Here is a 4802-nt window from a genome sequence, read left to right on the forward strand (position 1 = left end):
CCATCAGGGGCGCGGCACAGATTCTGTCAGGCAATGGGCAACCCGAATAGACCTCGACCGCGTCGCTGGCACAATCGTGCCGCATTGGTCAGCAGCGGGAGCTCGTGGTAAAAGCCTGCCCGAACGAGAGTATTGGCGATGAACAAATTCACCCCCGCAAAGCCCGCCGGCGCGCGCAGCGTCGACGAGATCACCGGCAGCCGCCGTCTGCGCCGCATGCGCAAGGCCGACTGGTCGCGCCGTCTCGTGCAGGAGAACCGGCTCACGGTCGACGACCTGATCTGGCCGATCTTCGTCGTCGAGGGCAAGGGTGTCCGCGAGCCGATCGCCGCCATGCCCGGCGTCTTCCGCCTGTCGATCGATCTCGCCGTCAAGGAGGCCGAGCGCGCGGCAAAACTCGGCATTCCGGCACTCGCCACCTTCCCCAATGTGGACATCTCGTTGCGCGACCAGACCGGCTCGCATATCCTCGATCCCGACAATGTCATCAACCGCGCCACCCGTGCGATCAAGGATGCGGTGCCGCAGATCGGCATCATCACCGACGCCGCGCTCGACCCATTCACCAGCCACGGCCATGACGGCATCCTGCGCGACGGCATCATCGTCAACGATGAGACGGTGGAACAGGTGACCGCCGCTGCCGTCATCCAGGCGGCCGCCGGTGCCGACATCATCGCGCCGTCCGACATGATGGACGGCCGCATCGGCGCCATCCGGGACGCGCTTGACGCCAATGGTTTTCAGGATGTGGCGATCATGTCCTATGCGACCAAATTCGCCTCGGCCTTCTACGGTCCCTATCGCGAGGCGGTGGGCACCGCCGGTCTGCTCAAGGGCGACAAGAAGACCTATTACATCGACCATGCCAATTCCGACGAGGCGGTGCGAGAGGCCGAACAGGACATCGCCGAGGGCGCCGACATGCTGATGGTCAAGCCCGGCCTGCCCTATCTCGACATCATCCGGCGGCTGAAGGACGAGTTCCAGATGCCGACCTTCGCCTACCAGGTGTCGGGCGAATATTCGATGATCAAGGCGGCAGGCGCCAATGGCTGGATCGACGGCGAGAAGGCAATGCTGGAATCGCTGCTCGCCTTCAAGCGCGCCGGGTGCGACGGCATCTTGACCTATTTCGCACCCGAAGTGGCGGAGATGCTGAAGGGGGGCCGCTAGGTAGCTTTGGAATTTTAACGCAATCCGCTAGAATGAATTCATGAGCAGGAATGAGGTCATAAAGCGGTTGCAGAGAAATGCAGATGCCATCAAGGGCATGGGCGCGACTTCGCTTTATCTGTTCGGATCGATTTTACGGGGCGACGCAGGGCCTGACAGCGATCTCGACCTCTTCATCGATTATGATCCTGCAAGACGCTTTTCGCTGATTGATCTGGTCGGCATCAAGCAATTTCTTGAGGAGAAGATGTCAGCGGAGATCGATATCACCACCCGCGACAGCCTCAATCCCATCTTGAAGGCCGACATCGAACAATCTGCTGTGCGCATATTTTGATGGCAGTGCGCCGGATCGAACCGATTCTAGCCGAAATCATGGAGGCCCTGGACGGCATCTTGCTGCCGCCGCGGGCAAGACGCTGGATGACTTCAAATAGCGACTGGCTGCTCCGACATGGCATCGAGCGCGGGATCGAAATCATTTCCGAAGCTGCCCGCCACATTCCCGATGATTTGGCAGCCCTTGCTCCCGAGATTCCATGGAAACAAGTTCGTGGGATAGGCAACGTTTTGCGTCACGAATATCACAAAACCTCCGGTGCGATAGTATGGGCGGTGGTGACCGACAGCCTGCCGCCACTGCGTCTTGCTGTCGAACGTATGCTCGAAGCGTCGCAGCGCCGATAGTTGTGGCTGACACTTGCGGCAGCATCCTGTTCGCGTCGCAAGGAAGGAACCGCGATATTTCTCTCGTCATAAGCAATTGCATGGCAACGGAACATTTGCTCGCGTCGAGACTGCCGGATCTTTCTGCTCTGCACGTGCGGTGCGGCAAAGTTCTTTGAAAATACCGGTTGCAATTCACAATCAGCTTGCTACAAACAACTGCTTGCAAAATACAATCGGTTATCGAGGAGGCTCGCATGTCCAAACTTCGCGTTAACGCTTTCACCCTGTCGCTCGACGGCTATGGCGCCGGTCCCGATCAGGATCTGCAAAATCCTCTCGGCGTCGGTGGGGAATCCTTGCACAAGTGGTTTGTCGACACCTGCACCTTCCGCGAGAAGGTGCTCGGACAAGATGGCGGCACCACCGACGTCAACGAGGCGTTCGCGGCGCGCAGCTTCGAGAATGTCGGCGCCTGGATCCTCGGCCGCAACATGTTCGGGCCGATCCGCGGCGAGTGGCCTGACGACAGCTGGAAGGGCTGGTGGGGCGACAACCCGCCCTATCATGTGCCGGTTTTCGTGCTCACCCATCACAAGCGGGAACCGATCACGATGGAGGGCGGCACGACTTTCCACTTCGTCACTGACGGTATCCATTCAGCTCTTGAACAGGCTAAGGCTGCCGCTGGCGGCAAGGACGTGCGGGTCGGCGGCGGCGTCGCCACCATCCGGCAATATCTGCAGGAAAAACTGATCGACGAGATGCATCTGGCGATCGCGCCGGTGCTGCTCGGCTCGGGCGAGAACCTTTTCGCCGGCCTCGATATGCTCAAGCTGGGCTATATCTGCAGCGAGCAGGTGGCGACGCCGCTTGCCACGCACGTCACCATCAAGCGGGCGTAGTTACAGCTTTTTCTCCCCGTCACTATACGGGGAGAAGGGAGCGATCCATCAATACTTCTCCGGCACGTAGAGCTCGCGCGGCAGCACCTGGCGCTCGTATTCGGGGTTGAAGACGCGCTCCGGCAAAGTGATCTCCTCGTGCGGCACTTCCTCGTAAGGCAGCTGCTTGAGCAGATGGTCGATGCAGTTCAGCCGCGCGCGCTTCTTGTCGTTGCCCTCGACGATGAACCAAGGCGCTTCCGGGATGTTGGTGCAGGCGAAGGTCTCTTCCTTGGCCTTGGTGTACTGCTCCCAGCGCACACGCGACTGCAGATCCATCGGCGACAGTTTCCACTGCTTCATTGGATCATGGATGCGCATCAGGAAGCGCATCTGCTGTTCCTCGTCGGTGATCGAGAACCAGTATTTGACCACGGTAATGCCCGAGCGGACCAGCATGCGCTCGAACTCCGGCACGTCGTGGAAGAATTCTTCGACCTGATCGGGCTGGGCAAAGCCCATCACCCGCTCGACGCCCGAGCGGTTGTACCATGAGCGGTCGAACAGCACGATCTCGCCGCCGGCCGGCAGATGCGGGACATAGCGCTGGAAATACCATTGCGACTTTTCGCGCTCGGTCGGTGCCGGCAGTGCCACGACACGGCAGATGCGCGGGTTAAGCCGCTGGGTGATGCGCTTGATGACACCGCCCTTGCCGGCCGAATCGCGTCCCTCGAAGATCACCACCAGCTTCTTCTTGTGGTAGGCGACCCAGGACTGCAGCTTGATCAATTCGGACTGCAGGGTGATCAGGTCGCGAAAATATTGCATGCGATCGATCGAAGGCGGATGCGAGTTCTTGTAGATCTTGGCGATCTCCATCGACAGCGCCGGCTCCGACATTTCGAGCTCATAGTCTTCGTCGAGCGTGTCGGCGAGCTCGGCTTCAAGCCAATCCCTGGCCGGAGAATTCTGTTTTAGCTCGGTCATTATCGGCTGCTCCACTTGCAAGCTCTGTCGATCCACGTCCGGCGCCCCAAACTCCGGCTTACAGCCCGGAACGGCAACGCCTGAGCCGACTTCAATATAGGCCTGCAATGACGGTTTTATTGCAGCCCGAGTGTGATCGCCGCCGCTGCCAATCCCGCCAGGCATGATCGATCCGGCGTCCTGGCATGGCGACAAGTCGCCCAAATTGTCCTACAAATAGCGGCCACATTCGGGCACCCTCCCCAGCCCCTTTTCCAACGCAATCGCGAGGATCGACATGGAATACCGCACACTCGGCCGTTCCGGCCTGAAAGTATCGACGCTGACCATGGGCACCATGACTTTCGGCGGCGCCGGCGCGTTTTCGGCTGTCGGCAAGACCGACCTCGACGAAGCGCGCCGCATGATCGACCTCTGCATCGACGCCGGCATCAATGTCATCGACACCGCCAACGTCTATTCGAATGGCATTTCCGAAGAAATCATCGGCGAAGCGCTCGGCGGCAAGCGCAAGGGCGACGTGCTGATCGCCTCCAAGGCACGGATGCGGATCGGCAAAGGCCCGAACGATGAAGGCCTGTCACGCCATCACCTGATCCGCGAATGCGAGAAAAGCCTGAAGCGGCTCAGGACAGACGTCATCGACATCTATTTCCTGCACGAATGGGATGGCGTGACACCGCTGGAGGAAACCATCGGCGCGCTCGACACGCTGGTTGCCCAGGGCAAGATCCGCTATGTCGGCTGCTCCAATTATTCCGGCTGGCAGGTGATGAAGGCGCTCGGCATCAGCGACAGCCATCATCAGCCGCGCTTCGTCACGCAGCAGATCCATTACACGCTGGAAGCGCGCGAGGCGGAGTACGAACTGCTGCCGATTTCCGTCGACCAGGGGTTGGGCGTCCTGGTCTGGAGCCCGCTTGCCGGCGGATTGCTGTCCGGCAAATACCGCCGCGACAGCCCCACCGCCCGCCAGCTTGCCGGCTGGTCCGAACCGCCGATCCGCGACGAGGACCGGCTGTGGCGGATCGTCGACGTGCTTGTCGAGATCGGCGCGCAGCGCGGCGTGTCGGCAGCGCAGGCGGC

6 protein-coding genes are annotated in these 4802 nt (G+C 60.5%); 5 read left to right on the forward strand and 1 reads right to left on the reverse strand.

Annotated features, from left to right (window positions below):
* The first annotated feature begins 138 nt into the window (after window positions 1–138).
* From hemB to EN749_RS30500, 4 genes are all read left to right on the forward strand, one after another.
* Window positions 139–1176: a porphobilinogen synthase gene (gene hemB, locus EN749_RS30485; RefSeq protein ID WP_128364553.1), complete on the forward strand. Its 1038-nt coding sequence runs from the start codon at window positions 139–141 to the stop codon at window positions 1174–1176.
* Between the two features lie 40 nt (window positions 1177–1216).
* Window positions 1217–1513, forward strand: coding sequence for a nucleotidyltransferase domain-containing protein (locus EN749_RS30490; RefSeq protein ID WP_127810709.1), 297 nt, complete (start codon window positions 1217–1219; stop codon window positions 1511–1513).
* Entirely contained in the window at window positions 1513–1863 is a 351-nt protein-coding gene (locus EN749_RS30495; protein ID WP_127810710.1) for a HepT-like ribonuclease domain-containing protein, read from the forward strand. Before EN749_RS30490 ends, EN749_RS30495 begins: the two co-directional genes overlap by 1 nt.
* Before the next feature lie 236 nt (window positions 1864–2099).
* Window positions 2100–2747 carry a dihydrofolate reductase family protein gene (locus tag EN749_RS30500; protein ID WP_127270469.1) on the forward strand — a complete coding sequence of 216 codons (648 nt, stop codon included), beginning with the start codon at window positions 2100–2102 and terminating at the stop codon, window positions 2745–2747.
* A gap of 48 nt (window positions 2748–2795) precedes the next feature.
* Here the strand turns inward: EN749_RS30500 and ppk2 are convergent, their stop codons facing one another.
* Window positions 2796–3716: a polyphosphate kinase 2 gene (ppk2, locus tag EN749_RS30505; RefSeq protein WP_128364554.1), complete on the reverse strand. Its 921-nt coding sequence runs from the start codon at window positions 3714–3716 to the stop codon at window positions 2796–2798.
* A 277-nt stretch (window positions 3717–3993) separates the two neighbouring features.
* On the opposite strand from ppk2, the gene EN749_RS30510 reads away from it, so the two are divergent.
* Window positions 3994–4802: aldo/keto reductase (locus tag EN749_RS30510; RefSeq protein ID WP_145991062.1), on the forward strand; the 809-nt coding region annotated here is incomplete at its 3' end.

The sequence above is a fragment of the Mesorhizobium sp. M7A.F.Ca.ET.027.02.1.1 genome (genome assembly GCF_004022985.1).
Taxonomy (GTDB): Bacteria; Pseudomonadota; Alphaproteobacteria; order Rhizobiales; family Rhizobiaceae; genus Mesorhizobium.

What these genes read in the sequence shown, in the direction of transcription:
- EN749_RS30495 (WP_127810710.1), top strand. Translation starts at nt 1,513, where the DNA reads ATGGCAGTGCGCCGGATCGAACCGATTCTAGCCGAAATCATGGAGGCC.
- hemB (WP_128364553.1), top strand. Translation starts at nt 139, where the DNA reads ATGAACAAATTCACCCCCGCAAAGCCCGCCGGCGCGCGCAGCGTCGAC.
- EN749_RS30490 (WP_127810709.1), top strand. Translation starts at nt 1,217, where the DNA reads ATGAGCAGGAATGAGGTCATAAAGCGGTTGCAGAGAAATGCAGATGCC.
- ppk2 (WP_128364554.1), bottom strand. Translation starts at nt 3,716, where the DNA reads ATGACCGAGCTAAAACAGAATTCTCCGGCCAGGGATTGGCTTGAAGCC.
- EN749_RS30500 (WP_127270469.1), top strand. Translation starts at nt 2,100, where the DNA reads ATGTCCAAACTTCGCGTTAACGCTTTCACCCTGTCGCTCGACGGCTAT.